The 1473-nt window shown below is 72.6% G+C and carries 1 protein-coding gene; it reads right to left on the bottom strand.

Features of this window, described 5'->3' with window-relative positions:
* Positions 1-1398: ABC transporter ATP-binding protein (locus FV222_RS25880; RefSeq protein WP_147815990.1), on the bottom strand; the 1398-nt coding region annotated here is incomplete at its 3' end.
* Positions 1399-1473 lie beyond the last annotated feature (75 nt).

The raw sequence follows: 1473 nt of genomic DNA, 5'->3' as shown, positions 1-1473 counted from the left end.
GGGCAGGCGCGAGACGAAGCCGTGGGCGGCGGCGGCCTCGGCGGCGGCCATGATCTCGAGCATCTTCGCGCCGGGCCGGCCGAAGCCGATGTTGGCCGCGATGGTGTCGTCGAACAGCACCACCTCCTGCGAGACCACCGCGACGGCGGCGCGCAGCGACGAAAGCGTCACCCCGCGCACGTCCTGCCCGTCGATGGCGACGGTGCCACCGGTGGCGTCGTAGAGCCGCGGCACGAGGTTCAGGAGCGAGGACTTGCCCGAGCCCGAGCGGCCGACGAGCGCCGTGGTCGAACCCGCCGGCACCACGAGGTCGATGCCCTCCAGCGCCGGCGCGTCGGCGCGGTAGCGGAACTGCAGGTTCCGGTAGGCGATCTCGCCGGGGCCGGGCTTGAGCGCCTTGGCGCCCGGCGCCTCGCGGATCGTCGGGGCCTCGTCCATCAGGGCGAAGTAGCGGGTGAGCGCGGCGGCCGCCTCCTGCAGGATCGCGTTGAGGGTGCCGAGCGCGCGGGCCGGCTGGGCGGCGAGCAGCAGGGCGGCGACGTAGCCGGTGAAGTCGCCGACCGTGCGCTCGCCCGCCATCACCCGTTGGCCGACCAGCATCAGCACCGCCGCCACGGCGAAGCCGCCGCCGACCTCGAGCAGCGGGTCGAGGCGGCCGCGGGCGTTGGCGGCCTTCATCTTGAGGCGGCGGACCGAATCGAGCGCGTCCGCCGCGCGGCCCTTGAGGTATCCCTCCATCGCGTAGGTCTTTGCGATGCGCACGCCCTGCAGGCTCTCGGAGATCAGGCTCGCGGTGGCGCCCATCTGCTCCTGGGTGGTGGTGGAGACGCGCCTGAGCTTCTTGCCGATCTTTCCGATCGGCCCGGCGACGAACGGCACGGTGACGGCGGCAACCCCCGTCAGCACCGGGTCCATCCAGATCAGCGCGGCGACGAGGCCGACGAGCATCGCGACGTCGCGCAGCAGCACCGTCGAGATGCGGGTCAGCGCCTCCTTGATGAAGGCGAAGTCGGTGGTGAAGCGCTGGGTGAAGGCGGCCGGGCTCTCGCGCCCGAGCTGCGCCAGGTCGGCGTCGATCAGGTGGCCGTAGAGCGCCGCCTGCATGTCGGCCTCGACCCGCGTGACGACGCGGTTGGTCAGCACCGTCTGCCCGAACAGCGCGAAGCCCCGCACCGAGGTGACGACGATGACGATCAGCGGCCCGTAGGCGAGAGCGCCGGAATCCTTCCGGTCGAACGCGTCGAACGCACCCTTGATCAGCGCCGGGTACAGGCCGGTGGACGCGCCGACGAGCGCGATCAGCACCAGCACGACGGCCAGCGTGCCCCGGTGCGGCGACAGCCATTCGCGCCAGAGCCGGCGGAGCAGGGGGATCGTGTCGCCCTTCAGGCGCGCCATCGCGGGTTCCGCAATCGTCCGGGCGAAGGGCGCCGGCCCACCGTCGCCCGGACGATTGCGGAACCCGCGATGGCG

It is taken from the genome of Methylobacterium sp. WL103, assembly GCF_008039885.1.
In the GTDB taxonomy this organism is placed as follows: domain Bacteria; phylum Pseudomonadota; class Alphaproteobacteria; order Rhizobiales; family Beijerinckiaceae; genus Methylobacterium; species Methylobacterium cerastii.
The sequence above is the reverse complement of the archived record's forward strand: the minus strand, read 5'-3'. Positions and strand labels throughout refer to the sequence as shown.